This is a genomic window from Providencia sp. PROV080, assembly GCF_033688105.1.
In the GTDB taxonomy this organism is placed as follows: Bacteria; Pseudomonadota; Gammaproteobacteria; order Enterobacterales; family Enterobacteriaceae; genus Providencia; species Providencia zhejiangensis.
In genome coordinates this window covers 225461-251111 of sequence record NZ_CP096346.1, presented here as the reverse complement: position 1 = coordinate 251111, position 25651 = coordinate 225461, and the positions used below count along the sequence as shown (strand labels likewise).

The following is a 25651-nucleotide window of genomic DNA, read 5'->3' as shown; positions in this document are numbered from 1 at the left end:
CTATGTAAGGCAAAGGAGCAGAAGATGGTCAAGAAACAGGCTTGTCATTTGGTCTGGTTTCGTCATGATCTGAGAGTCACCGATAATAAAGCCCTGTCTTCTGCTTGTGCTGATCCCGAGGCTAAAGTGCTCGCCTTGTTTACTGCAACACCGGAACAATGGCGGGCACATGACCTTTCTTCCCGACAAATCACGTTCTTACACCAAAATCTGCTTGCGCTACGCGACTCACTGGCGAAGCTAGGCATCCCCTTGATTTGTCAGACAGTCGCTGATTTTTCAAGTGCAGCACACTGGGTCGTCGAGTTTGCACAACAGCAACAGGCCGATCACCTCTATTTCAACCGTCAATATGAATTGAACGAACGTAAGCGCGATGAATGGTTGTTAAAACAAACATTACCTTTTCATGTCCACACGTTCGATGACGCACTCTTATTACCACCTCAATCAATCACCAATCAAAAAGGTGAAATGTATCAGGTATACACACCTTTTCGCCGAGCCTTTATTAGTCAGTTGATAACGGCGGATTTTCGCTCTTTGGCAGCCCCTAAGCCAAGAGATAACGCACTGAAGCTCCAGACGCTATCACAACCCCTGTTTGAGCATCACGCGGTGGATATTGCGCCCCATTTTCCGGCTGGAGAAGCTGCTGCATTGCAGCAACTACGGCAATTTTGCCGTACTAAGGTCCAACACTATCAGCAACAGCGTGATATTCCTGCTATTGATGGAACCAGCCAATTATCGCCTTACTTAGCGATAGGTGTTCTCTCACCACGACAATGTTTAAATCGATTGCTTGCTGAAAACCCGCATGTTTTCGATTCACCTGATAGTGGTGCATTTACATGGCTCAATGAACTGATATGGCGTGAGTTTTATCATCATTTATTGGTCGCATTCCCCCGCTTGTGCCGCCACCAGCCTTTTATTGAGTGGACAACATATATTCAGTGGAACACGAACAATACGGACCTAAATGCATGGCAAAATGGACAAACAGGCTATCCTATCGTCGATGCCGCAATGCGTCAGCTTAACGCCACCGGTTGGATGCATAATCGCCTAAGAATGATCACTGCTAGCTTTTTAGTGAAAGATTTGCTCATAGACTGGCGCCTTGGTGAGCGATACTTTATGCAACAACTGATTGATGGCACGCTTGCCGCCAATAATGGTGGTTGGCAATGGTCAGCGTCCACGGGGACAGATGCGCAACCATGGTTCCGTATCTTTAATCCGACAACACAAGGAAAGAAATTTGACCCTCAGGGTGAATTTATTCGCCAGTGGTTACCCGAATTAGGTTCAGTACCGGACAAATATATTCATACTCCTCATGAGTGGGCTGAGGCGAATAACCTAACCTTAGACTATCCTGCCCCCATTGTTGATCACAAACAGGCTCGTTTAGCCACTCTAGCGGCTTTCGAGGCAGGAAAAAATGACAGTATAAAAACCATTAATGATCAAAGTAATAATTTAAGTTAAGGATTATACTGTTCAATAATTAATAAAATAAAAAATTCAAATAGGAGTCGTTATGCCGGTGATTTTACAAGTGGACTTTCCTTACCAAGGCCCTTGGGGACAGGACATGGCCAATGCGATGGAAACGTTAGCCAAATCGATCAATGAGGAGCCAGGATTCATTTGGAAAATATGGACAGAAAACCCCGCAACACAGCAAGCTGGCGGTATTTACTTGTTTAACTCACAAGAACAGGCGCAAGCCTACTTAGAAAAACACAGCGCACGATTAAAATCATTTGGCGTGCCTGAAGTAAGAGGTGAGATTTTTGCTGTCAATCATGCGCTTAGCCAACTCAACCAAGCGCAATTTATTACCAAGTCATTCATGGACGTAAACATTCAAACAGCATAACATCGGAGGTGAAAGAACCATTTTCTTGTACCATAAAATAGTTCTTTGCCTCATCACTGAGTGTCATTTGGTATTGACGGATTGCGTCAACTAACGGCGGCGGTGTCCTCATCCGTTCCACCCAACTGGTAAACTCCAATTCAAGACGAAAACTTTTCACCGTACGTACAAACAACTGTGCATGATTAAACATCGCAGTCCATTCACCAACAGAGTAATCACGAATATGTGAGGTATCACGTAATACTTCAACGGTTTGTAAGTAAATATCTAATAGTGGATGCCCCGGTGAAACAACATCAATAAACACCGCTCGGCCACCTTGCTTTAAGACACGATGCACTTCACGCAAAGCTCGACCAACATCATGCCAATGGTGCGCGGAATAACGACTAATAACAATATCAAAACGATTATCCTCGAAAGGCAATGACTCTACCGTTCCCTGACATGTTTTAATATTATGCAGTGCCCGTTCTTGGGCTGTCGCCGCGACAACAGAAAGCATGGAATCCGACAAATCATAGGCAGTGACAGAGTCCACAAAAGGCGCAACCGAAAAACTGGCATGCCCAGCACCACAGCCAAGATCGAGAACAGTTGCCTCAGCGTTTTCCTGAAGCAACTGCTGTAAGGCGTGTAAATCTTCGCCTTGTGCATGCACTTGGCTCGTTAAATAAGCAGCCGCTTGCTCGTCAAATTGTTGGTATACCGATTGATGATGTGTCTTCATATGATCCCCTATTATTTTTATGGCGGTTTTTTCCATCAAAACAGAAAATCAATAAAAAGACACGCATTTCATCCTTCATGCCAAATCTACTGTGCGAAATCCCCTTCTCGACGTTCAACCAATGTTAGAATGCTATACAAGGCAACCGCGGCGTTATTTTGATTAAACACTTGAACATCCCATTCAACCACACCATTTGGCTTATCCTCCGCCGTTTTTTGTGCCTTTTTAATTTTCTTCTTACAGGTTAAACGTACTTGAATTGTATCTCCGATTTTGACTGGCTCAATAAAGCGTAGGTTTTCCATCCCATAGTTGGCAATCACTGGGCCAACAGCAGCATCGACAAATAAACCTGCCGCCGCCGATACGACAAAATAACCATGAGCGACACGTTCACCAAACAAGGACTGTGCCGCACCAATTTTATCCATATGCGCATAAAAATGGTCGCCACTTAAACACGCAAAGTTGACTAGGTCGGCTTCTGATACCGTACGTCTCGCTGTCAGTAAAGTATCGCCAATCACTAAATCCTCAAAATACTTCCTAAAGGGGTGTACAGGGTCGGTAATAACATCCGAGCCACGGACCCACTGCTTCGTGATTGAGGTCAGCATGGACGGGCTGCCTTGAATCGCTGTTCGCTGCATATAATGTTTTACTGCTCTTAGTCCTCCGAGTTCTTCTCCACCCCCCGCACGCCCTGGGCCACCATGAACTAATAGAGGTAATGGGGAGCCATGTCCGGTCGATTCAGCTGCCGCCGCTTCATTTAACACCAACATTCGGCCATGCGCTCTCGCACTCTTGCGAATAACATCTTGAGCTACCAATGAATCTGCCGTCACTAAGGTTCCCGCAAGGCTTCCGCCTCCCATAATGGCTAACTCAACCGCCTGTTCACTGGTTTCATAACCAATCAGTGTTGCTACCGGCCCAAACGCTTCTGTTTCATGTACCGCTTGATGAGTGTAGGGATCCGCACAATACAGTAATGTCGGTGGGTAAAACGCGCCTTTTTGGCTATCAGCCCCTATAACATCTAGGTTTTCCATACTCCCACCACACAGCAACTCACAACCATTTTGCTGCAAGTACATGACTTTTTGGTGTACATCTTCACGCTGTTCCAGATTGATTAACGCCCCCATGCGAACGCCCTCAACAGCCGGATCCCCCATCGTTACCCCTGATAAACGCTGTAATAAGGCCTGTTTAACCGCTTCTAATTGTGTTTTTGGCACAAGGATACGTCGAATTGCCGTACATTTTTGGCCCGCCTTTACCGTCATTTCTCGCGTCACTTCTTTAATAAATAGTGGAAATTCAGGTTGCTGTGCGGTCACATCTACACCAAGAATGGCGCAGTTCAGCGAATCCGCCTCCATAGTAAAAGGTATTGATTTTTCACGTAGTCGAGGATGTGATTTTAATTTTTGTCCTGTTGCTGCCGAGCCTGTGAATGTCACCACATCTTCAAAATCTAAATGTTCAAACATATCACCAACACCGCCACAAATTAGCTGAATCGCCCCTTCAGGCACTAAGCCACTCTCAACAATTAAACGAACCATTGCATGTGTCACTTGTGCTGAAGCAGTCGCAGGTTTAATAATCGCTGGCATACCTGCTAACCATGTTGGCGCTAATTTTTCTAGCATCCCCCAACACGGGAAGTTAAAGGCATTGATATGCAGTGCGACACCATGGCGAGACGTTAAAATATGCCGCGCAATAAACTGCCCTTGTTTCGATAATGGGATCATGTCATCTTCAGGCCAAAGGGTATCATCCGGTAATTCTCGATTTGCCAATCCAGCAAAGGAAAATAACGTCGCAATTCCCCCTTCGATATCGACCCAACTATCCGCCTTAGTCGCTCCTGTTTGCGCTGAGATTTCATAAAGAGATGCTTTATGCGCTAACAAATGTTTTGCTACTGCCTTTAACATCTGCCCACGCTGCTGAAATGTCATAGCAGATAAGGCATCACCCCCTTTTTTGCGCCCATAATCAAGGCAATCAACTAAAGGCAAACCCTCTGTCGTGACCTCATATAACGCCTGCCCAGTCAACGCATGGTAAATTTTGCGGCCTTCACCTTCACCATATAACCACTTCCCCGTTATATAACTCGTTAATTGCTGCATGACATCTCTCCAAATAAAAACAAACAAAAATAGACATATTATAAATATGTATCACAACATCAATGATAGACGCCACTTGAAATTTAACAAATCAAAAACAAATCAGATCAAAAATCCATGAAAAAACAAAAACCACACAAAAGACAATAAATTTAACTATATGTTTATCAACAATAAAATAAAATCAACTGTGAAGCCCATCGCAAAAGAAGAATAAACAGCATTGATTTTATTGTTAACGATTCCTAGCATTAATGTTAAATATTTATGATTCATTTTTTATTTTTAAATGATTTAATTCGAATCACTTGGATGAAGAAAACAATGAATGAGCAAAATCAGGCAAACTTCGAGGCCAAAATCGAAGCCGACATTAACATTGAGCCAAAAGATTGGATGCCCGATGCTTACAGGCAAAATCTGATCCGCCAAGTGGGACAGCATGCACACTCAGAAGTGATTGGTATGTTGCCTGAAGCGAATTGGTTAACTCGCGCCCCCACATTGCGGCGTAAGGCCATTTTATTAGCAAAAATTCAAGACGAAGCGGGACACGGCCTTTACCTATATAGCGCCGCGGAAACCTTGGGATGTTCACGCCAAGATATCTATCAAAAGATGCTCGACGGCAAAATGAAATACTCATCAATCTTCAATTATCCCACCCTGAACTGGGCAGATGTCGGCGTCATTGGCTGGCTGGTTGATGGTGCGGCCATTGTTAACCAAGTTGCGCTATGTCGAGCATCATACGGCCCTTACGCACGCGCCATGGTGAAAATTTGTAAAGAAGAAAGTTTCCATCAACGCCAAGGTTATGAAGCCGTCACCGTACTGGCCAACGGAACTGCCGAACAAAAAGCCATGCTGCAAGATGCAATTAATCGCTTTTGGTGGCCAGTTCTCATGATGTTCGGCCCTAATGACAGCGACTCCCCACACAGTGCACAGAGTATGGCGTGGAAAATCAAAAGATTTAGTAACGATGAGCTACGCCAGAAATTTGTTGATAACACGGTGCCACAAGTCGAAGCCCTCGGTATGACCATTCCTGACCCTGATCTGCAATGGGATGAGGCGCTTGGGCATTATCGTTTCGGTGAAATCAATTGGGAAGAGTTCTATCAAGTGATCAAAGGCGAAGGGATCTGTAATTACGAACGTGTTAATGCCAAGCGTAAGGCTTGGGAAGATGGCGCATGGGTGCGTGAAGGTGCCATGGCACACAGCCAAAAACGCAAAGCTGTTAAGTCTGCTGCTTAGTACAAAATAAAAAAGGAAAAGATCATGAGCAATCAAGATTGGCCATTATATGAAGTTTTTGTTCGTAGCAAACAAGGGCTTGCACATCGTCATGTCGGAAGCCTACATGCCGCAGATGACCAAATGGCTCTCGAAAATGCACGGGATGCTTACACTCGCCGTAGTGAAGGATGCTCCGTCTGGGTCGTAAAAGCCACACACCTTATCGCCTCACAACCTGAAGATAAGAGCGCCTTCTTTGATCCCGCTGATAGCAAAATTTATCGCCACCCGACTTTTTACACCATCCCTGATGGTATCAAGAATATGTGAGGTGACGGATATGAACCAACATGAAGTACTCAAACAATATGTTTTAAGGCAAGGCGATACATCATTGATTCTTGCGCAACGTTTATGTGAATGGTGCGGTCATGCCCCAGAACTGGAAATCGACCTCGCATTATCTAACATTGGGCTCGATTTATTGGGCCAAGCGAGAAACTTTTTAGCATACGCCGCCACCCTATCAGACGATAAATTCGATGATGAAGACAAAATTGCCTTCCACCGAGATGAACGTGAGTTCTGCAACCTACTGTTGGTTGAACAGCCTAATGGAGGCTTCAACGACACGTTAGTGCGCCAATTTTTTATGGATGCCTATCATGTTCCTCTGTACCAAGCCTTAATTCACAGTAGGGACGAGCAGCTATCCGCGATTGCTGAAAAATCGTTAAAAGAAGTGCTTTATCACTTGCGATTCAGCAGTAACTGGATGATCCGTTTAGGCGACGGTAGCGAAGTGAGTCACCAAAAAATTCAACAATCCGTCAACCAATTATGGCGATTTACAGGTGAATTATTTCATGCAGATGACATTGAAATTGCGTTAGCCAAAACGGGAATAGCGGTCGATCCTCGCACATTACATGAACAATGGCTCGCGACAGTCACTGACATTTTCGATCAGGCAACCCTGAGCATTCCAGATCAAAATGCCTACCGTTTAGGTGGCAAACAAGGTCTTCACACCGAGCATTTGGGCATCCTTCTCACCGAACTACAGTTTGTCCAGCGTGCTTACCCAAATTGTGAGTGGTGATGTAATGGAACAGAGTATGCAAATTGGAGGACTACAACCTCCACAAATTCATCAGATCTGGCAGCAATTGCATCAAATACCCGATCCTGAGTTACCTGCACTCTCCATTACTGATCTCGGCATGATCCGCAATGTTGTTGCGACTTCCCACGGATGGAAAGTCATGTTTACACCGACCTATTCCGGTTGCCCAGCAACAGAATTTTTAATCAACGAAATTAAAACCGTTTTAGCGCATGCAGGATTTGCCAATGTAGAAATCGATGTAGTGCTAACACCCGCTTGGACAACAGATTGGATGAACCAAGATGCCAAACAACGTTTACGTGAATTTGGTATCGCGCCCCCCGCAGGAAAATCCTGTGAACATCCTGAAAAATCGGGGCCAATCTGCTGCCCACGCTGTAACAGCCAACAGACAGAAAAAATTAGCGAATTCGGTTCTACAGCCTGTAAAGCGTTATATCGCTGTCTCGAATGCTTTGAACCTTTTGATTATTTTAAATGTATTTAAGGGCACACTCATGACTGTATTTCATCGTTTAAGTATTGCCGCTATTGAACGTGACACCGCAGATGCGGTTGCTGTGACCTTTAGTGTCCCTGACGAATTACGCGAACAGTACCGTTACCACCCAGGCCAGCATTTAACCCTCAAAGCGTTAGTTAATGGCGAGGATTTACGCCGCTGCTACTCCATTTGCAGTGCCCCCGATGAGGGCGTTTTAAAAATTGGGGTGAAAGCGATTCATGAAGGGCGTTTTTCCAATTTCATTAATCAGCAACTTCATGTTGGTGACTGCCTTGATGTGATGATTCCACAAGGAAAATTTGGTTATTTACCTAAAGTGACCACCCAAGCTCGTTACCTTGCCGTTGCAGCGGGTTCAGGGATTACCCCCCTTTTATCGATCATTAAATCAACATTACAAACCGAACCAAACAGCCGTTTTACCTTAATTTATGGTAATAAAAATAGCCGTTCCGTGATGTTTAAAGAAAGCATTGCTGATCTTAAAAACCAATATGCCGAACGATTCCAAGTGCTCTACTTGTTCAGCCAAGAGCAACAAGATAGCCAGCTGCTCAGTGGCCGAATCAATAAGCCCCAATTAGTTGCATTAGGTAAAACATTACTTAACTTTCAACAATTTGATCGCGCTTTTGTCTGTGGTCCAGAGGCTATGATGGATGATGTTCAGTCGGCATTATCAGAATGTGGCATGAAACCAGAGCATATCCATAGCGAACGTTTCAATACCTCTAATATGAAGTTTCGCCCATCTGCCGCTTTATCGACAGACAGCCGCCAAGTCAGCATTCACCTTGATGGTCGCACCATGACAATCAATATGGACAGTCAAGACGATAGTATTCTCGACGCCGCGCTACGCCAAGGCGCAGACTTACCTTACGCCTGTAAAGGTGGGGTTTGCGCAACGTGCAAATGCAAGCTTAAATCTGGCGACGTTGAAATGGGTGTCAATTATAGCCTTGAACCCGATCAAATCGCGGACGGCTACATTCTTAGCTGCCAAGCGTGGCCGAAAGGCGATGGCGTCGTTCTCGACTTTGATGTGTAGGGGGCCATATGCAAACTGATTGGATCCTAAGCCATACAGCACACCGCGTTTTAACGTTGACGCTAAATCGACCTGAAGTTCGTAATGCCCTGAGCACCGATTGCCTTGAGCTACTGGTCGAACATTTAGAACATGCCGATAGAGACCCGCAAATAGGGGCGATCGTTATTACGGGCAACCCACGTTTTTTTGCCGCGGGTGCCGACCTTAAAGAGCTTCAACAACAAACTGTTGCAACCGCCATTACCGATAAACGACCTTTAGTTTGGCGTCGGTTTTCTCAGATATCCAAACCGATAGTGACCGCTGTAAACGGTTATGCCCTCGGGGCAGGTTTCGAGTTAGTGCTAGCCAGTGATGTCGTGATTGCCGGTGAAACGGCCCGCTTTGGCCTGCCAGAAATCACTCTCGGGTTAATACCTGGTGCAGGGGGAACGCAGCGCTTAATTAAGAGTGTTGGTAAATCCCTAGCAATGCAAATGGTCCTCACCGGAGAGGCGATCAACGCACATCGCGCCTTACAAGCTGGGTTAATTAGCCAAATCTGTGTAGATGGGCTGACCCTTGAATATGCACAAAAGCTTGCGCAACGCATTGCAAACCATGCACCACTCGCGGTGAAAGCCGCTAAAGCAGCCATTAATTCCGCTCAAGAAATATCACTGACTGATGGTTTACAGCTTGAGCGCCAATATTTTGTCGGCTTAGCAGGTACTGATGACCGACGAGAAGGTATTGCAGCCTTCTTTGAAAAACGACAGCCGAAATTTACAGGACAATAAAATGCCAAACAGCCCAAGCATACTGACCACATTGGAAAATGGCGTGTTCACCATCACATTGAACCGTCCTGATAGGCTTAATAGCTTTAATGATGAAATGCACCACCAGCTAAGTGATGCCATAAAAATTGCTGAACGTGATGACACCGTACGCTGTTTAGTGATTACAGGCGCAGGCCGGGGTTTCTGTGCTGGACAAGATCTAAACGATCGTAATGTCTCCGTAGGCGCCGAAGCTCCTGATTTAGGTTATTCCGTTGAGACTTTTTATAACCCACTGATCCGTCGGCTAACCCGCTTACCCAAACCGATTATCTGTGCAGTTAATGGTGTTGCGGCTGGCGCCGGTGCTGCTATTGCTTTAGCAGGAGATATCGTTATTGCCGCCAAGAATGCCAGTTTTATTCAATCATTCTGTCGTTTAGGGCTCGTTCCTGATTCAGGTGGTAGCTGGTTTTTACCGCACCTAGCTGGACATGCGAGAGCGATGGGAATGGCATTATTAGGCGACAAAATCAGTGCGGAGCAAGCGCTACAGTGGGGCATGATCTGGCAAGTGACAGAAAATGAAGACCTGTCCGCCACCGTCAATAAATTAGCTCAGCACCTCGCAACACAGCCTACTTACGGCTTAGGGCTAATTAAAAAAGCGATCTACAGCGCGGCAACCAACACCTTAGATCAACAGCTAGACCTTGAACGCGACTTACAACGTTTAGGTGGTCGTAGTGAAGACTATCGTGAAGGAGTCGATGCCTTTTTGAATAAACGCGAACCTAAATTTAAAGGACGCTGATATGACACTTATACTCAACACCGTGGCTGTCATTGGTGCTGGTACTATGGGTATCGGCATCGCACAGGTCGCTGCGAGCTGTGGACATACCGTACTGTTATTTGACATCAACCCGCAAGCGCTGGAGCAAGCAAAGCACTCGTTGACTGAACGCCTAAATAAACGCGTTCAACAAGGCAAAGCTGATGCACAAGCCACCAAACAATTGCTTGCGCGTATCACGCTCGTTAATACTATGGCCGAATTAGCGCCAGCTCAATTGGTCATTGAAGCTGTCGCCGAAAAATTAGCGATAAAACAGTCGATTTTTAGCGAATTAGAAGCGATTTGTCAGAAAAACACCCTATTTGCCAGTAATACATCATCACTCTCCATTACTGCCATCGCCAGCCAACTCAAATACCCAGAGCGCTTTGCTGGACTGCATTTTTTTAATCCTGCGCCTATCATGAAACTGGTTGAAGTGATACGAGGACGAGAAACATCCAACACGGTCATTGAACAGCTCAAAAGTTTAGCGTTATCATGGGGAAAAACACCGGTTATATGCCGTTCAACACCGGGTTTTATCGTTAATCGCGTTGCTCGTCCTTTCTATGCGGAAACAATGCGTGCACTTGAAGAGCAAGTCGGTGATCCGCCAACACTCGATAGTGTTGTACGCGATGCCGGTGGATTTTCAATGGGGCCATTACAATTGACCGACCTCATCGGTCATGATGTCAACTATGCAGTGACAGACTCTATTTTCCAAGCATTCGGCTATGATCCTCGCTTTCAAACCTCCTTTGAACAATTAGAGTTGGTACAAGCGGGCCATTTAGGTCGAAAAACCGGTCGTGGCTTCTATCATTACGATGAAAATAAACCTTTAACTCAAGCGACAATCGCCGAGAAAGTCATTTTACCGCATGCACCGGCAGTGACAGCACACGGCAATTGGCAAAGTTTCCCTGAATTTGCGCAATTATTAAAGCAAAACGGGATCCCTCTCGAAGAATCTAAAATAGATAACCCTAATCCGCCCACTCTTTTCGTTAACAATGTTATTGTCATGTTAACGAATGGTGAATTAACTTCTGTGCGCGCGCAAAAAATGAACCAAAGCATGGTGCAATTTGATTTATCGGCTGACTATGCCAAAGCAACCACTATCGCGATAAGTTGTGCAGTGCAAAACAGCGTCCAAGACAACCAAAATGTCATTGCCTTTTTTCAATCGCTAAACAAGGACGTCATTGTGTTACCTGATTACCCCGGTCTACTGACCATGCGAACCGTTGCCATGCTATGCAATGAGGCTTTAGACGTTGTTAACAAAGGGATCGCAACCCCTGAAGATACCGATAATGCCATGCGCTATGGGGTTAATTATCCTAAAGGCCCTCTCGCTTGGGGGACTGAATTGGGCTGGCAGCATATTCTTCATACTCTTGAGCAACTCTCACAGTTTTATGCCGATGGCCGTTATCGAGCCAATCCCTTACTACGACAACTCGTTGCTGGAACGCGCAGGTTAGACGCTAAGGAGATTCAATGAATTCTCAAATCACCATGACATTAGCCCAGCAATCAGCAGAGATTATGTACCGTGATGATGCATGCGCAAAAGCAATGGGCATGACGATAGAACACGTTTCTGAAGGAGAAGCTCAGCTCTCTATGACTGTTTCATCACACATGTTAAATGGGCATAAAACTTGCCATGGTGGGCAGCTATTTAGTCTCGCTGATACCGCCTTTGCTTATGCCTGCAACAGCCATGGTCTTGCTGCGGTAGCCTCAAGTTGCTCTATTGATTTTATCCGGCCGGCCTTTGAAGGCGACAAGCTAACTGCCATTGCTCACGTAAAGCATCAAGGCAAACGGACAGGCTTCTATGAAGTCGAAATTATCAACCAACAAGGAAAAACCTTAGCGTGGTTTTATGGGCGAGCACATCGCCTAGGTCATCGTTTAACAGGAGAAGCATGATGAAAGATGCCTTTATTTGTGATGGTATCAGAACCCCAATTGGCCGTTATGGTGGTGCTCTGTCCTCTGTGCGCCCTGATGACCTTGCGGTCTTCCCCTTAAAGGCCCTAATGGAAAGGCATCCACAATTAGATTGGTCTATCACCGATGACATTATCTTAGGCTGTGCCAATCAGGCGGGAGAAGATAATCGCAATGTCGCGAGAATGGCGGGCTTATTGGCGGGTCTACCGTTATCGATTTCTGGAACAACAATCAATCGTCTCTGTGGTTCAGGGCTTGATGCAATTGCGTTCGCGGCAAGAAGTATCAAAGCTGGCGAAGCGGGTCTGATGATTGCTGGTGGCGTAGAGTCAATGAGTCGCGCCCCTTTTGTCATGGGAAAATCAGAGTCTGCCTTTTCGAGACAGGCTCAAATATTCGATACTACTATCGGCTGGCGCTTTATCAACCCTCTCATGGACCAACAGTTTTCAACACATTCGATGCCCGAAACAGCAGAAAACGTTGCTGAGAAATACCAAATTAGCCGAACAGATCAAGATGTGTTTGCCTTACGTAGCCAGCAACGTACTGAACAAGCACGTCAAAAAGGTGTGTTTGCGCAAGAAATCGTACCGGTCACGATTAAGCACCGCAAAGGCGATATTACCATCACCACCGATGAACACCCTCGCCCAGAAACGACAATTGAGCAATTACAAAAACTTAAAACACCTTTTCGTGAAAATGGTTCCGTGACCGCGGGTAATGCCTCTGGCGTTAATGACGGTGCAGCCGCATTAATAATTGCCTCACAAGAGGTCGCTAAAGCCCAGGGCTTAACCCCTAGAGCGCGCATTATTGCGACTGCAACCTGTGGTGTTGAACCTAGATTTATGGGGATCGGACCATTACCTGCCACCCAAAAAGTTCTCAAAATGGCAGGACTGACTATCGAACAAATGGATGTCATTGAACTTAATGAAGCTTTTGCGGCACAAGCGCTTGCCGTACTCAGAGGATTAGGCCTACCGGATGATGCACCACAAGTTAACCCAAATGGTGGCGCTATTTCATTAGGGCACCCTCTTGGTATGAGTGGCGCAAGACTCGCGATCACCGCCACCAATGAGTTACATCGCCGACAAGGACGTTTTGCCCTATGCACCATGTGTATTGGTGTCGGTCAAGGGATCGCCATGATTATTGAACGAGTTTAAGTAACTAGTTTACCTAAAGTCATACAAATTCAATCAGATAGATGATAGGTAGAAACATAAAAAACAGCCTGAAACCCTACACCTGCTCAGGCTAATACTGCGCTCACTTTAAGTTTTTAAGTATATATCGTCCTGACTCGGTAATACGCCATTAAGGACTTAAAGCCTGCAGATATCAATAATTATAAGGACTAGCAAATATGAGCACACTACCCCATACTCAGCAACACATGATTAATCCAATTGAGTTTGCTTCAAGAGATGAAATCGAGGCATTGCAACTCTCTAGACTGAAGTGGACACTCACTCACGCTTACGAGAATGTGCCAATGTATCGCAAAAAATTTGATGCTGCGGGCGTTCATCCTGATGATTTCAAGCAACTCAGTGATATCGAAAAATTCCCTTATACGACAAAACAAGATTTACGTGAAAATTATCCATTTGATACCTTTGCTGTACCGATGGATCAAATCATCCGTATCCATGCATCGTCAGGTACGACAGGACGCCCAACTGTTGTCGGTTACACACAACAAGATATTGATAACTGGGCGGACCTCATTGCGCGCAGTCTCCGTTCTGCTGGGGCCACGAAAGGGGATAAAATCCACGTCGCCTATGGTTATGGCTTATTTACGGGCGGTCTTGGTGCCCATTATGGCGCTGAACGTCTTGGTGCGGCTGTGATTCCCATGTCGGGAGGACAAACAGAGAAACAAGCTCAGTTGATCGCAGATTTCAAACCTGATGTGATCATGGTGACCCCATCTTACTGCTTAAGTATTATTGATGAACTAGAGAAAATCATGGGCGGTGATGCAAGTAAGTGCTCACTAAGGTTGGGCGTATTTGGTGCTGAACCATGGACAGAAGCATTAAGAACAGAAATCGAAACGCGTTTAGGAATTAAAGCCTTAGATATCTATGGATTATCCGAAGTGATGGGGCCGGGCGTTGCCATGGAATGCGCCGATGCGGGAGAAAGTGGGCCAACCATTTGGGAAGATCATTTTTATCCTGAAATTATTTCGCCAGAAACACTGCAAGCCCTCTCGCCGGGTGATCAAGGTGAGTTAGTATTTACTACCTTAACAAAGGAAGCAATGCCTGTTATTCGCTACCGAACTCGAGATCTGACGCATTTAATGCCTGGCATCAATCGCAATATGCGCCGTATTGGAAAAATTACCGGTCGTTCTGACGATATGATGATTATTCGTGGGGTCAATGTGTTCCCTTCACAAATCGAAGAGCAAATTATGCAATTCAAAGAGCTATCTCCACATTATCAACTCGAAATCAGTCGTAAAGGTAATATGGATAGCTTGGCTATTCGCGTTGAATTAAAACAACCTGACATACTCAACTATGATGAACGCTGTAATATTTGCCATAATCTTAAGCATCGCATTAAATCAATGGTAGGTGTTAGTACCCAGATTAGTATTGTTAATTGTGGCGATATTCCGCGCTCTCAAGGTAAAGCAACTCGAGTCATTGATACAAGGATTGCCATATAATTCATCTTATTGAGGCACTTTATTGCGGATAATACCTAAAAGTGCCTCAATCTCAGTTTCCTATCACAGTCAGCCTCTGTATAGCAAATAGAAGACAAATCAGCTGTTTTTGTCTACTATTCACTCATGCTTTTGATACAGATATTCAATGGATAATAAAAAAATGGAAACTAAACTTGATCAATTTATACAGCATGCGCTAACGAGCCAACCCATTAGTGGAACATCCCTGATTATCTCGCTGTATGGCGATGCCTTGCACCATCGTGGCGGGGAAATATGGTTGGGTAGCTTAACCCAATTACTAGAGCCGATGGGCTTCACAGATCGCTTTGTCCGTACGTCTGTATTCCGTCTACAAAAAGAAGGTTGGCTTGACGCAGAGAAAATCGGTCGCCGTAGCTATTATCGAATATCTGAACGTGGACAAAACCAATTTCGCCACGCTGAGAGTAAAATCTATCAAAGTGAGCAGCCAAATTGGGATGGAAAATGGGATTTATTACTGCTTGAAGCCGCAGATAAAGACGAAAAAGCTCGGTTAAAAAAAGAGTTAAGTTGGTTAGGGTTTGGCCAATTTAGCACCTCATTAATGGCGGCTCCCAGCAGTGCTCAAAGTGATATCCCTTCTCTACTCAGTGAGCTCAATGCCAGTGAAGAGGTGATCTATTTTCGAGCGGATTATCCCTATACTCGTTCAGAAAAAAATCTGAAAAACCTCGTTTCTGATAGCTGGTCATTACAGGAGGTTGCTGAACACTACCATCAATTCATTGTGCTATTTCGGCCACTCGCCTTATTGCTGAAAGAATTATCTGATGAGCAAATATCACCCGAGCAATGTTTTCAGCTACGCTTATTACTGATCCACTTTTACCGCCGAGTCATTTTAAAAGACCCACTATTACCTGATGAGCTGCTTCCAGCACAGTGGGAAGGGCAAATAGCACGTAATCTGTGTATCAATATTTATCAGCGCATTGAGCTGGCCGCAACACGATACGTTAGCGAAATATGTGAAACAACCGTAGGAGAATTACCGCAACCAACGACACTCTACTTCCGACGTTTTGGCGGTATTTTAAAAGAAATCGCAGCATAGTCATGCTAAAAACAAATAGGAGTGAACTCAATATGCCTTTTTATCAAATAGACGGCATCACGCCAGTTGTCAGTCCTGAAAGTTTTGTTCATCCAACTGCCGTTGTCATTGGTGACGTCATCATTGGCAAAAATGTTTATATTGGTCCTAATGCAAGTTTACGGGGGGATTTCGGTCGCCTAATTATTAAAGATGGTGCCAACGTTCAAGATAACTGTGTCATGCATGGTTTTCCCCAATACGATACGATCATTGAAGAGGATGGTCATATTGGTCATGGCGCAATTTTGCATGGCTGCCATATCAAACGTAATGCGTTAGTAGGAATGAATAGTGTTGTCATGGACGGTGCCATCATTGGAGAAAACTCGATTGTGGGTGCCTGTTCCTTTGTAAAAGCAGAGGCGATATTTCCCGATAATACCTTAATCATGGGCACGCCAGCCAAAGCGCAACGCACCCTCTCGGAAAAAGAAATCGCATGGAAAAGCAGCGGTACTGTGGATTATCAAAACTTAGTGGCTCGTTGCCAACAAACGCTTAAAGAAGTATCCCCCTTAAAAGAAGAAGAGCCAAACCGGCCAAAACTTGAATTTGAAGGCATTATTCCAAAATCAGCGCTATAAGTTTTATCGCCATCCATAAGCACTCAAAATAGAGTGCTTTTTCTGACCATCAACAAGCAATAATGATTAATTGTCAAACGAATCATTATGAGATTGATACTATTCCGATTATCTTATATAAGCATTTTTAATAAGATCTGCTAAAAATAAGTCTCTCAACTTATCGACTATATTATCGCCATACATGATAAGTCATCACGTTTCAGTGAATGTACCGTGCAAAGCGCCCGACTCATTCACTGACTATTGAGAGAAAAAAGTAAATAAATAATAAAGTTAATTGATTTTTTGCCGATAGTTAATTAAGTAAAAGTTTAGTCATCGCTTTTTGAAAAATAAATTTGAAGTTAGTCATGCTATTTCGACAACTTCATACGCATATAACCTTATTATTTTTAAGGTTATAATACGTTTTTGCCTATTACATTAATAGGTAAAAACTTAGCTTGCTTAATTATTGCTCATTCATAGCCGGTTGTTTACGTTAAAAAAATATTTTCACTGGTGAATATATTTATTAACAATTATTCTTAATGTGAATTGTTATCAAATAGAATAAAAATTTATTCCAAGAAATTCATTTATAAAGATAAAAAAGATGTTATAAATAAAATTATTGATATATTAATTTTCGAAAAATTTCATGCAGTTATATAATTAACGTAATACTACTAAAGTAGTATTTGACATAACACTTTGATTTAAAATCAATAAAAAAACATAAAATGACAGAACGAAACACTTGGTAACAAGTTTTTAACCCTACCTTTATAGATAAAAAATATATATAATGCCGAAATATATAAATTTACAAAATAAAACTCCAGTCTCATTTCTAAATTCGCCTTTTTACACGTAATCTGCAACCTTTTCTGAGCTTATCTCGATATTTAATTTTTAAATCTAATGTGAGTAATATTTACCCTCTTTTTAAACAAATGATTACACGTATAATAGCGTCCAGCCAAATTTGATATAAATCAAATTACCCTGAAGTTTAAATACAGCCTAAATATAAAAACTCCTTTACTAAAAGGCATAGTTTTGTATTTCTTTTATTTAAACTTCACATAATTAATAAATATTTTTTAACTGGCCAGTTTAACGTTCTATTTTTATTTAAATAGAATTTAAAAACTTCGCCATGTACCGTTATTAACCTATATACAGCTTTTCTCGGAGAAGAAAATGAATAACAAATTTGCATTATCGGCTGCTACAGCATTAATTCTGTCTGCTACACCAGCACTGGCTGCTGATAGCGCAGCTGGTGGTGTAATTAACTTTAGTGGCGCGATCACAGATACAACTTGTACTATCAACGGTGGTAAAAGTGCAGATTTCACTGTTGCATTAAACCCAATCACTGTTGAAGATGCTGGCACTGAGCAAGGTATTATTACTAAAAACAAAAAAACAGTCGCACTTACTTTCTCTAACTGTACTTCTGCTAGCGGTGTAGCAGATACTCCATTGAAAATTTATTTCTCTTCTGCAAATAATATTTCTACTGATGGTAAATATCTACAAAACACCACTGTTAATGAAAATGACACCAGTGTTTCTCGTAACGTTGGTTTCGCTATTACTAAAACAACAGACCAAATCCCTCTGTTATTAAACCAACCATTAGTGACTGATATCAAAGGCAATGATTCTAAAACTGATACTTTAGCATTAGATATCTATTACTATAAAACTAATGCTCTACCAGCAAGAGTCGGTAGCTTAAGCTCTAACGTGACTTACACCATTTCATATCTGTAATTATTTCCCCAAATAGCCAAGTTATCTTTTTAACTTGGCTATTTCTGAGTTGATTATTATGCGATTATTTATCTTTCTATCCTTACTTATTAGTAGTCATACTGCATTTGCTAATATCGTTGTGAATGGCACCCGCGTTATTTATCCTGAAAAAAATAACGAAACAGTCGTGCAATTAATTAATAATGGGAATGACCCAGCCTTAGTTCAGTCATGGATTGATGATGGTGATATCGATTCAACCCCTGAAACCGCAAATGTGCCTTTCTTACTTTCACCACCAGTTGTGAAAGTGTCTGGTAATGCAGGGCAACAATTACGTATAAAAAAATTGCCAGCCTCTTTACCAACTGATCGCGAATCGGTTTTTTATTTAAATATATTAGATATTCCACCGACCCCAGAGCATCTGCAAGGTAAAAATACCATGCAGCTTGCGATCAAAACGCGTATTAAGCTTTTCTATCGCCCAACACATTTACAAGCGGGAGTGGATGAAGCTCTTGAGAGTATTTCTGTTAAGGCCGAAAATCGGGGTTTCCTTATCACGAATAATAGCCCTTATTATGTCACCATCGCGAATATTGATGATCGAAAAGGTCAGAAAATGTTATCGGATTCCCTCATGATTAATCCTTTTGATCAGGTTTTAGCGCCCGCTAAAACGAATGTCATTGCAGGCCAAAATTATCGTTTGCTCTACGTCGATGACTTAGGTGCCTATAAACATAAAGCTGTGATTGCAAAATAAAAATAAGAGAATCAGTAATAATGACGTTGTTTGGCTGCCATAAAAGCCTATTTTTCGCTTTTCTCGTTCTTGGAACATCAAAAAGTTGGGGGGTCAGCTTTGATACCTCTTTACTCGCTGGTGATTCTGCGAAATCAGACCTGTCTCGCTTTTATGAAGAACAAAGCATGCCAGCAGGCACCCAAGAAATGGACGTTTTTATTAATGGTGACTGGAAAGGGCGCTATTCCTTTGTGTTTACCAACGATAACAATCAAGTGTTGCTTAGCAAACATGAAGCGTCGTTGTTAGGTATCAAGTTACCTGAAATCACGAGTGAGCAACAAAATTATTCATTAGAACAATTAGTTCAAGGGGGTAGCTTTGATGTTGATGTCAGTACATTAAGCATCAAAATGTCTATTCCACAAAGCTTCCTATTACGCACGGAAGCGGGCTACGTTCCCCCTGAATTTTGGGAGAATGGCATACCCGCTGCGATGCTTTCATATAATACAACATACTATAAAACGCATAATAAACGTGGCGACACATCATCCAGTGATGACTTTTATGCTGGCCTTGAATCCGGGATCAACTTCAGTTCTTGGCAATTTCGTGATAGCAGCTCAGTCCGTAAACATGCAGGCAATGATCTAAAATGGCAGAATAACACCCGCTACCTACGTAAAGCTTTACCATCCTATAAATCAAATTTTATTGCTGGAGATTTCTACTCTCAAGGCACATTATTTGACTCAGTGCGTGTCCGAGGGGCTTCATTCGCATCAGATATTAATATGCGCCCAACCTCACAACAGGGATTCGCCCCGATTGTCAGAGGTGTTGCGCAAACTAACGCCCTCGTCAAGGTGATGCAAAATGGCAGTGTGATTTATCAAGAAAACGTTCCACCAGGGCAATTTACCATTGATAATATTCAGCCAACAGGGTCTGCGGGTGACTTATTAGTCATTGTGAAAGAAGCTGACGGCCAAGAACAGTCCTTCACTGTCCCTTTCTCCGCTGTACCTGGCATGCTAAAAGAAGGCGTCAGTAACTACGCACTACTCGCAGGTAAAGTTAATCAAGAAAATGGTAGCTATCAGCCGAAGTTCTTCCAAGGCACTTTCGAATATGGCTTTAATAACTTAATCACAGGTTATACCGGCGTTATCGCCAGTGAAGATTATCAAGCTTATTTGCTGGGTTCTGGCTGGAATTTTCCTATTGGTGCGGTCGCCGTTGATATCACCCATGCCAAAACGAAGCTACCTAGTGATACTCAAACAGGTCAAAGTATGAGGGTGTCATACAGTAAATTTTTAAATACAACCGCCACAAACTTTACCTTAGCAGCCTATCGTTATTCCACGAAAGGTTACTATAGTTTCAGTGACGCTATCCATGCTCATGAAGGGTATCGCCTTTATCAAGAAACCATAGAAAAACAGCAGTCAGAAACGCAACCTAATCGTGAAGCACCTGTTTTTGATATGAATACATGGGATTCTATGCGTGGCGTACGCCCTAAGAATACTTTCACCATTAACCTTAACCAACGTTTACCAGAAAATTGGGGAACCTTATATATTTCGGGTTCTCAACGAGACTATTGGTCAACCACCCCAACCACGCGTGAATATCAATTAGGTTATTCAAACGCCTATGCAAATATGAGTTACTCTCTTTCAGCAAGCCGAGTACGCGATGGCAAAGGCAAAGAAGAAAATCGCTATTATGTTTCAATTAGCTTCCCGCTCTCCTTGTTTGATAATGATATGTGGGTGAGTACGGGATTCACGGCGACTGACTCTCGTTATCAGCAAAGTACGGTGTCTCTAAGTGGCACGGCTCTGGAATCAAATCGTTTGAGCTACTCCTTATCTGGAAGTAATCAACAAGGCGGCCAAAATATGGCAAGCGCCAACGTTGCTTATCGTTCAAATATCTCCACTATTGGTAGCTCTATAAGTGAATCTAATGACTATCGCCAAACCGGTCTAAACGCTCGTGGTAGCCTAGTTGCCATACCTTGGGAACTTCTTGCCTCCAATGAGATTGGTAACACAATGACCATTGTGAAAGCCCCAAAAGCGCAAGGACTCATGGTCAATGGTGACCAAAGTATTATTACCAATAAAGAAGGGTTGGCATTGGTGCCTTATGCAACCCCTTATCGTAAAAACACCATCACTCTGTCAAATACAGAAAATACTCAAGGTGCTGAAGTTATTGGTAATATTGCGAATAGTGCCCCGATAGAAGGCTCGGTGAATTTAATTAAATTTAAAACAGATACCCGTTCTTCTTGGATCAGTCGTGCAGTACAAAAAAATGGCAGTGCGCTTCCTTTTGGCGCGGAAGTTACTGACCTTCAAGGCGAAGCCTTGGGTTATGTAGGGCAAGCCAGCATGCTGTATTTAAAAGCAGAAACCTTTCCTAAGTCGGTCATTATTCGGCTGAATAATGGTACTTGCACCATTCACAATCTGCCTGACAACCTTGATGGCATAACTGGCGTTTGCCAATAACGAGATGAATGTCATGATGAAACATTTTCTTTTTTTAGTCTTGATTGCATTTAGTGGTTATAGCCAAGCAATTTGTCATGAGGGAGGTGGAGGTATTCGCTATGCCTCGCCGATCAGTATTGATTTGTCCGATAAACTAACCCCCGCTACGCCAGAATGGACCACCACAATATCAACCCAGTATGTGGGTAGCTTCAATTGTTCCACTCGTAACAGCGAGTTCGGTTATACCAAAATTCTCAATACCGATAACCAATATGCGACGATTTTGAGTTTCATGAATGGGAAATATCATGTCAGAGCACAAATCATTAATGATATCCCAAATAGAAAACTGAAGAACTCAGGTCGCCACAATGCCTCTGAACTTAATACTCCAGTAACGATTAAATTTACCCTTGAACCCAAACAAGGCACCCTGATTGCCGGTCATACTGCTCATCTGCATGATATTTTATTTGTTACAGACTTAAGTGGCATGTCATTTTTTGACATTGTACTATGGCCTGTTAAGCAAATTATTAAGATCCTGCAATGGTTGTTTAATGGGTTTAATTGGCCTTACGATGACCAAGATATGTACGGCCAGCCGCTAATATTGAAATATGCGCCTAAACTTACCACTTGCGCTTTTCAAAATGCAGGCCTTGTTGTGACATTACCAACACTCAGCCGTCATCAAGTCATTAATGAGTCACAGGCAGGCTATACCCCATTTGCATTAAATATGCGTTGTGAAAACCTAGGGGGGGCGAATAATACAGCGGAACGAGCAATTGATATCTTTTTATCTAGCAATAATCTGCTCAGCTCAGATAATACCGTGTTGATTGATAAAACAGCTAATGCGGCCCAAGGTATCGGCCTACGCTTAGTTAAAACCAGTAATCCAAATAGCCCTATCGTGATTTCACAAAACCCAAACGCTCGTGGTCATGCAACATCATTATTCTATGTGAATGCGGGGGGTCAGTTAGAACCGAACTTTAGTATCCCTATGGCCGTTTACTATTACGCTTGGGATCCGCATAAAGCCAGCCAAGGCACCCTAAAAACAACAGCCACCCTGAATATTGTTTATCCCTAATATTCAAAACAATAAGGGCGTGATACATTCACGCCCTTATTTTATGCACTTAAGCCTTATTACCAAATGGTGGCTTAGCAAACCACACGGTAATAATCAGCCCGATAAATACCCATCCACATAACCAAAAGATTTCATTTGCAGCAATGATTAATCCTTGGCTAGTAATCTCTTGCGCAATGAAACCCGATGTTTGCTCATGGCTTAAACCATGTGCTCCCATCTCTTTATACATCTGCAAAGATTCTGGATTATAGTCTGTAATGTATTCCGTTAACTGACTATGGTGAACTGATTCCCTATCACTCCACATCGTTGTTGTGATTGAAGTGCCTATCGAACCCGCGAGTGTACGGAAAAAGTTTGCCAGACTTGATGCCGAAGCCAGTTTCTCTGGCGGTAAACCAGACAGGGTCAACGTGGTTAATGGCATAAAGAAACAGGCAACCGCCATTCCTTGTACCAATTGTGGCCAAACAACGGCTGAAAAGCCCATACTAGGCTCAAAAGTATACGCTCGCCAGAAGAAACAAATCGCATAAAACACAAAGCTAAACGTCACTATCCAGCGGATATCTAAGAAATCTGATAGCTTAGCAACGGGCGCAGAAAATAAGACGGGTAATAAACCAATTGGTGCGAGCGCTAATCCAGCCCATGTTGCGGTATAACCATAGACCTCTTGCAATAATTGAGGCAAGAGCACAATGGCACCAAAGTAAGCCATATAGGCCAAACTGACAGAAATCGTCCCAATGGTGAAGTTACGTGATTTAAAAAGGGATAATTCAACCACTGGGTTTTTGTCGGTCAGTTCCCAAATCACCAAGAAGACTAAAGCAATCGCTGAAATAACCGCTAAAATCACAATTTCATTCGATGCCAACCAACCAAGCTCTTTCCCTTTATCCAGTAGTACCTGAAGACAACCCACCCCTACGGATAGTAATGCCAGACCAATCACGTTAAACGGTACATTTACGACTTTCGATTCCATTCCTTTAAGAATAATAGAACCGACGATAACCACGAAAATACCTAACGGTACGTTCATAAAAAAGATCCAGCCCCAATGGAAGTTATCACTGATATAACCACCAAAAATAGGGCCAAATACGGGGGCTAAAATGATTGTCATTGACCAAAATGCCAGCGCCATATTTTGCATTTTGGGTGGATAACAACGCATGATCAGACTTTGTGAAAGGGGGATCACAGGCCCTGCGACAGCACCTTGTAAAACACGAAATAAAATTAACATGCCAAGGCTGTCGGAGAAACCACAGAGTAATGAAAATACGGTGAATAACGCTGTTGCCCATAGGAAAACGCGGACTTCTCCAAACCGTTTGGCAAGGAATCCAGAAATCGCGATAGAAATAGCATTAGAAACCCCAAATGAGGTGATAACCCATGTTCCTTGAGACATAGAAACACCGAGATCACCTGCAATTGTTGGTATAGCAACGTTAGCAATGGTCGAATCTAGCACCTGCATAAAAGTTGCTAACGACAATGCAATCGTTGCCCATACCAGCTTTGCGCCCTTTAGTGGTTGAATATCTGCCACAGCCACTCCTTTCGGGCTAATCCGCGTTTTCGTTAATAATGGTGTCGATCACTGCATCGACATCAGCCAGTTTTAACACCAATACGTCACTTTCAAAAGCCGGTGTTTCACGCTGAATCTCAGCTAATACAGGGCCATTTTGGTCTTTAATATCAATCGTTGCATTCATTGATAGCCCGATACGTAATGGATATTTTGCGACCTGCTCCGGCTCTAATTCGACACGAACAGGTAAACGCTGTACCACTTTGATCCAGTTGCCCGTTGCATTCTGTGCGGGTAACAAAGAGAAGGCACTTCCTGTTCCCATATCTAAGCCAACAACCTTGCCGGTATACACAATATCATCACCATAAAAGTCGCTGGTTAGAGTGACAGGCTGTCCAATACGCACCTTCTCAAGTTGGGTCTCTTTAAAATTGGCATCAACCCACACAGGTTGCACTGGAACAACAGCCATCAAAGAACCTTGTGGGCTAACTTGAGAACCGACTTGTACATTACGGCGTGAAACATAACCAGTAATAGGGCTTTTTACTTCAGTGCGTTGCAAGGTAATCCATGCATTACGCACATTGTCAGCCGCCTGTTGAATAGCGGGTTGTTTTTTCAGCTCGGTATTACGCAACAGGGCACGGTTGGCATTATATTGTTGAATGGATATATCCAGTGCGGCTTGCGCCAACTGCACGGCTTCTTGAGAATGCTGTAAATCTTCTTTCGAAATTGTGCCACTGCGACCCAAAGCAACTCTTCGTTGATAATCTTTTTGTGCTTGCGCAAGTGAGATACGATTTTTTTGAATCTGCGCCAAATACTCATCACCATTGATATACAACTCTTTCGTTTTCCGCACAGTGGTCGCTAAATCGTGTTTTGCTTGCTCATAGGCTAACTGTGCATTGGTTTTATCAAGAACCACCAGCACATCACCGGCTTTCACTAAATCTGTATTTTCAAAGTTAACCTGAGTCACGTTGCCTGTTGTTTGCGCAATAATCGGCACCTGCACACCAGAGACATAGGCATCATCGGTATATTCTTGAAAACGTAATACAAGAAACCAATATGCACCATAGGCAACAAATAGAAGAACAATAATAATTGAAGCGATAACCATCCACACTTTTCGACGTGTTTCTTTCTTCGTTTTTTGATTGGTTTCTGCTGAATTTGTAGGTTGATCCATAATAACTCTCAGGGTCTCACGCTTTATTAATCACTGCCCTTATATTTACGAACTAATGCTAA

General features: G+C 43.2%; 23 protein-coding genes. 19 read left to right on the top strand and 4 right to left on the bottom strand.

The features are described from left to right. Positions 1 to 24: 24 nt before the first annotated feature. Positions 25 to 1497 carry a deoxyribodipyrimidine photo-lyase gene (phrB, locus tag M1F03_RS01085; RefSeq protein WP_251464891.1) on the top strand — a complete coding sequence of 491 codons (1473 nt, stop codon included), beginning with the start codon at positions 25 to 27 and terminating at the stop codon, positions 1495 to 1497. 52 nt (positions 1498 to 1549) lie between these two features. Then, the gene (locus tag M1F03_RS01080; RefSeq protein WP_154622237.1) at positions 1550 to 1891 is read left to right on the top strand and encodes a monooxygenase; all 342 of its coding nucleotides are present in this window, start codon (positions 1550 to 1552) and stop codon (positions 1889 to 1891) included. On the opposite strand, the gene M1F03_RS01075 is transcribed toward M1F03_RS01080, so the two are convergent. Further along, positions 1863 to 2624: a class I SAM-dependent methyltransferase gene (locus tag M1F03_RS01075; RefSeq protein ID WP_163860517.1), complete on the bottom strand. Its 762-nt coding sequence runs from the start codon at positions 2622 to 2624 to the stop codon at positions 1863 to 1865. The genes M1F03_RS01080 and M1F03_RS01075 overlap by 29 nt on opposite strands. An 86-nt stretch (positions 2625 to 2710) precedes the next feature. Next, positions 2711 to 4777, bottom strand: coding sequence for a phenylacetic acid degradation bifunctional protein PaaZ (gene paaZ / locus M1F03_RS01070; RefSeq protein WP_251464890.1), 2067 nt, complete (start codon positions 4775 to 4777; stop codon positions 2711 to 2713). Between the two features lie 324 nt (positions 4778 to 5101). Between paaZ and paaA the strand changes: the two genes are divergently transcribed. The 17 genes from paaA to M1F03_RS00985 all read left to right on the top strand — a co-directional run bounded on the left by paaA (position 5102) and on the right by M1F03_RS00985 (position 22830). Further along, positions 5102 to 6040, top strand: a complete 939-nt coding sequence (gene paaA, locus M1F03_RS01065; RefSeq protein WP_154622240.1) for a 1,2-phenylacetyl-CoA epoxidase subunit PaaA — start codon at positions 5102 to 5104, stop codon at positions 6038 to 6040. A 24-nt stretch (positions 6041 to 6064) separates the two neighbouring features. Further along, the gene (gene paaB, locus M1F03_RS01060; protein WP_154622241.1) at positions 6065 to 6352 is read left to right on the top strand and encodes a 1,2-phenylacetyl-CoA epoxidase subunit PaaB; all 288 of its coding nucleotides are present in this window, start codon (positions 6065 to 6067) and stop codon (positions 6350 to 6352) included. 10 nt (positions 6353 to 6362) lie between these two features. Then, entirely contained in the window at positions 6363 to 7124 is a 762-nt protein-coding gene (paaC, locus tag M1F03_RS01055; protein ID WP_163860516.1) for a 1,2-phenylacetyl-CoA epoxidase subunit PaaC, read from the top strand. Between the two features lie 4 nt (positions 7125 to 7128). Beyond that, the gene (gene paaD / locus M1F03_RS01050) at positions 7129 to 7638 is read left to right on the top strand and encodes a 1,2-phenylacetyl-CoA epoxidase subunit PaaD (protein WP_154622243.1); all 510 of its coding nucleotides are present in this window, start codon (positions 7129 to 7131) and stop codon (positions 7636 to 7638) included. Between the two features lie 10 nt (positions 7639 to 7648). Continuing rightward, positions 7649 to 8707: a 1,2-phenylacetyl-CoA epoxidase subunit PaaE gene (gene paaE, locus M1F03_RS01045; RefSeq protein ID WP_251464889.1), complete on the top strand. Its 1059-nt coding sequence runs from the start codon at positions 7649 to 7651 to the stop codon at positions 8705 to 8707. 8 nt (positions 8708 to 8715) lie between these two features. Continuing rightward, positions 8716 to 9489: a 2,3-dehydroadipyl-CoA hydratase PaaF gene (gene paaF, locus M1F03_RS01040; RefSeq protein WP_154622245.1), complete on the top strand. Its 774-nt coding sequence runs from the start codon at positions 8716 to 8718 to the stop codon at positions 9487 to 9489. Between the two features lies 1 nt (position 9490). Further along, the gene (gene paaG / locus M1F03_RS01035; protein WP_163860513.1) at positions 9491 to 10285 is read left to right on the top strand and encodes a 2-(1,2-epoxy-1,2-dihydrophenyl)acetyl-CoA isomerase PaaG; all 795 of its coding nucleotides are present in this window, start codon (positions 9491 to 9493) and stop codon (positions 10283 to 10285) included. A 1-nt stretch (position 10286) separates the two neighbouring features. Beyond that, on the top strand, positions 10287 to 11825 hold the full coding sequence (locus M1F03_RS01030; RefSeq protein ID WP_251464888.1) for a 3-hydroxyacyl-CoA dehydrogenase: 1539 nt from the start codon (positions 10287 to 10289) through the stop codon (positions 11823 to 11825). Further along, positions 11822 to 12259: a hydroxyphenylacetyl-CoA thioesterase PaaI gene (paaI, locus tag M1F03_RS01025; protein ID WP_163860511.1), complete on the top strand. Its 438-nt coding sequence runs from the start codon at positions 11822 to 11824 to the stop codon at positions 12257 to 12259. Before M1F03_RS01030 ends, paaI begins: the two co-directional genes overlap by 4 nt. Then, positions 12259 to 13461, top strand: a complete 1203-nt coding sequence (gene pcaF / locus M1F03_RS01020; protein WP_154622252.1) for a 3-oxoadipyl-CoA thiolase — start codon at positions 12259 to 12261, stop codon at positions 13459 to 13461. The genes paaI and pcaF overlap by 1 nt, the downstream gene beginning before the upstream one ends. Positions 13462 to 13661: 200 nt before the next feature. After that, a complete protein-coding gene (gene paaK, locus M1F03_RS01015; RefSeq protein WP_154622249.1) occupies positions 13662 to 14984 on the top strand; it encodes a phenylacetate--CoA ligase PaaK in 1323 nt (440 codons plus the stop codon). A gap of 163 nt (positions 14985 to 15147) precedes the next feature. Further along, positions 15148 to 16086, top strand: coding sequence for a phenylacetic acid degradation operon negative regulatory protein PaaX (gene paaX / locus M1F03_RS01010; protein ID WP_154622250.1), 939 nt, complete (start codon positions 15148 to 15150; stop codon positions 16084 to 16086). Between the two features lie 32 nt (positions 16087 to 16118). Further along, positions 16119 to 16712: a phenylacetic acid degradation protein PaaY gene (gene paaY, locus M1F03_RS01005; protein WP_163860510.1), complete on the top strand. Its 594-nt coding sequence runs from the start codon at positions 16119 to 16121 to the stop codon at positions 16710 to 16712. 1188 nt (positions 16713 to 17900) lie between these two features. Further along, on the top strand, positions 17901 to 18479 hold the full coding sequence (locus M1F03_RS01000) for a fimbrial protein (protein WP_154623243.1): 579 nt from the start codon (positions 17901 to 17903) through the stop codon (positions 18477 to 18479). Positions 18480 to 18537: 58 nt separating this feature from the next. After that, positions 18538 to 19230, top strand: coding sequence for a molecular chaperone (locus tag M1F03_RS00995; RefSeq protein ID WP_154623244.1), 693 nt, complete (start codon positions 18538 to 18540; stop codon positions 19228 to 19230). A 20-nt stretch (positions 19231 to 19250) separates the two neighbouring features. Beyond that, positions 19251 to 21743: a fimbria/pilus outer membrane usher protein gene (locus M1F03_RS00990; RefSeq protein WP_251464887.1), complete on the top strand. Its 2493-nt coding sequence runs from the start codon at positions 19251 to 19253 to the stop codon at positions 21741 to 21743. Positions 21744 to 21756: 13 nt separating this feature from the next. Then, positions 21757 to 22830 carry a fimbrial protein gene (locus M1F03_RS00985; RefSeq protein WP_251464886.1) on the top strand — a complete coding sequence of 358 codons (1074 nt, stop codon included), beginning with the start codon at positions 21757 to 21759 and terminating at the stop codon, positions 22828 to 22830. Positions 22831 to 22879: 49 nt separating this feature from the next. Here the strand turns inward: M1F03_RS00985 and M1F03_RS00980 are convergent, their stop codons facing one another. Both M1F03_RS00980 and emrA read right to left on the bottom strand, forming a co-directional pair. Continuing rightward, positions 22880 to 24400, bottom strand: coding sequence for a DHA2 family efflux MFS transporter permease subunit (locus tag M1F03_RS00980; RefSeq protein ID WP_163860509.1), 1521 nt, complete (start codon positions 24398 to 24400; stop codon positions 22880 to 22882). A gap of 16 nt (positions 24401 to 24416) precedes the next feature. Then, positions 24417 to 25589, bottom strand: a complete 1173-nt coding sequence (gene emrA, locus M1F03_RS00975) for a multidrug efflux MFS transporter periplasmic adaptor subunit EmrA (RefSeq protein ID WP_154623247.1) — start codon at positions 25587 to 25589, stop codon at positions 24417 to 24419. Positions 25590 to 25651 lie beyond the last annotated feature (62 nt).

Excerpts from the sequence above, each read along its gene's own strand:
- pcaF (WP_154622252.1), top strand. The coding sequence starts at position 12,259 with ATGAAAGATGCCTTTATTTGTGATGGTATCAGAACCCCAATTGGCCGT.
- paaZ (WP_251464890.1), bottom strand. The coding sequence starts at position 4,777 with ATGCAGCAATTAACGAGTTATATAACGGGGAAGTGGTTATATGGTGAA.
- phrB (WP_251464891.1), top strand. The coding sequence starts at position 25 with ATGGTCAAGAAACAGGCTTGTCATTTGGTCTGGTTTCGTCATGATCTG.
- paaG (WP_163860513.1), top strand. The coding sequence starts at position 9,491 with ATGCCAAACAGCCCAAGCATACTGACCACATTGGAAAATGGCGTGTTC.
- paaX (WP_154622250.1), top strand. The coding sequence starts at position 15,148 with ATGGAAACTAAACTTGATCAATTTATACAGCATGCGCTAACGAGCCAA.
- M1F03_RS00990 (WP_251464887.1), top strand. The coding sequence starts at position 19,251 with ATGACGTTGTTTGGCTGCCATAAAAGCCTATTTTTCGCTTTTCTCGTT.
- paaK (WP_154622249.1), top strand. The coding sequence starts at position 13,662 with ATGAGCACACTACCCCATACTCAGCAACACATGATTAATCCAATTGAG.
- paaD (WP_154622243.1), top strand. The coding sequence starts at position 7,129 with ATGGAACAGAGTATGCAAATTGGAGGACTACAACCTCCACAAATTCAT.
- paaY (WP_163860510.1), top strand. The coding sequence starts at position 16,119 with ATGCCTTTTTATCAAATAGACGGCATCACGCCAGTTGTCAGTCCTGAA.
- M1F03_RS01075 (WP_163860517.1), bottom strand. The coding sequence starts at position 2,624 with ATGAAGACACATCATCAATCGGTATACCAACAATTTGACGAGCAAGCG.
- M1F03_RS01080 (WP_154622237.1), top strand. The coding sequence starts at position 1,550 with ATGCCGGTGATTTTACAAGTGGACTTTCCTTACCAAGGCCCTTGGGGA.
- M1F03_RS01030 (WP_251464888.1), top strand. The coding sequence starts at position 10,287 with ATGACACTTATACTCAACACCGTGGCTGTCATTGGTGCTGGTACTATG.
- paaC (WP_163860516.1), top strand. The coding sequence starts at position 6,363 with ATGAACCAACATGAAGTACTCAAACAATATGTTTTAAGGCAAGGCGAT.
- paaA (WP_154622240.1), top strand. The coding sequence starts at position 5,102 with ATGAATGAGCAAAATCAGGCAAACTTCGAGGCCAAAATCGAAGCCGAC.
- paaI (WP_163860511.1), top strand. The coding sequence starts at position 11,822 with ATGAATTCTCAAATCACCATGACATTAGCCCAGCAATCAGCAGAGATT.
- paaE (WP_251464889.1), top strand. The coding sequence starts at position 7,649 with ATGACTGTATTTCATCGTTTAAGTATTGCCGCTATTGAACGTGACACC.
- M1F03_RS00985 (WP_251464886.1), top strand. The coding sequence starts at position 21,757 with ATGATGAAACATTTTCTTTTTTTAGTCTTGATTGCATTTAGTGGTTAT.
- M1F03_RS00995 (WP_154623244.1), top strand. The coding sequence starts at position 18,538 with ATGCGATTATTTATCTTTCTATCCTTACTTATTAGTAGTCATACTGCA.
- paaB (WP_154622241.1), top strand. The coding sequence starts at position 6,065 with ATGAGCAATCAAGATTGGCCATTATATGAAGTTTTTGTTCGTAGCAAA.
- emrA (WP_154623247.1), bottom strand. The coding sequence starts at position 25,589 with ATGGATCAACCTACAAATTCAGCAGAAACCAATCAAAAAACGAAGAAA.
- paaF (WP_154622245.1), top strand. The coding sequence starts at position 8,716 with ATGCAAACTGATTGGATCCTAAGCCATACAGCACACCGCGTTTTAACG.
- M1F03_RS01000 (WP_154623243.1), top strand. The coding sequence starts at position 17,901 with ATGAATAACAAATTTGCATTATCGGCTGCTACAGCATTAATTCTGTCT.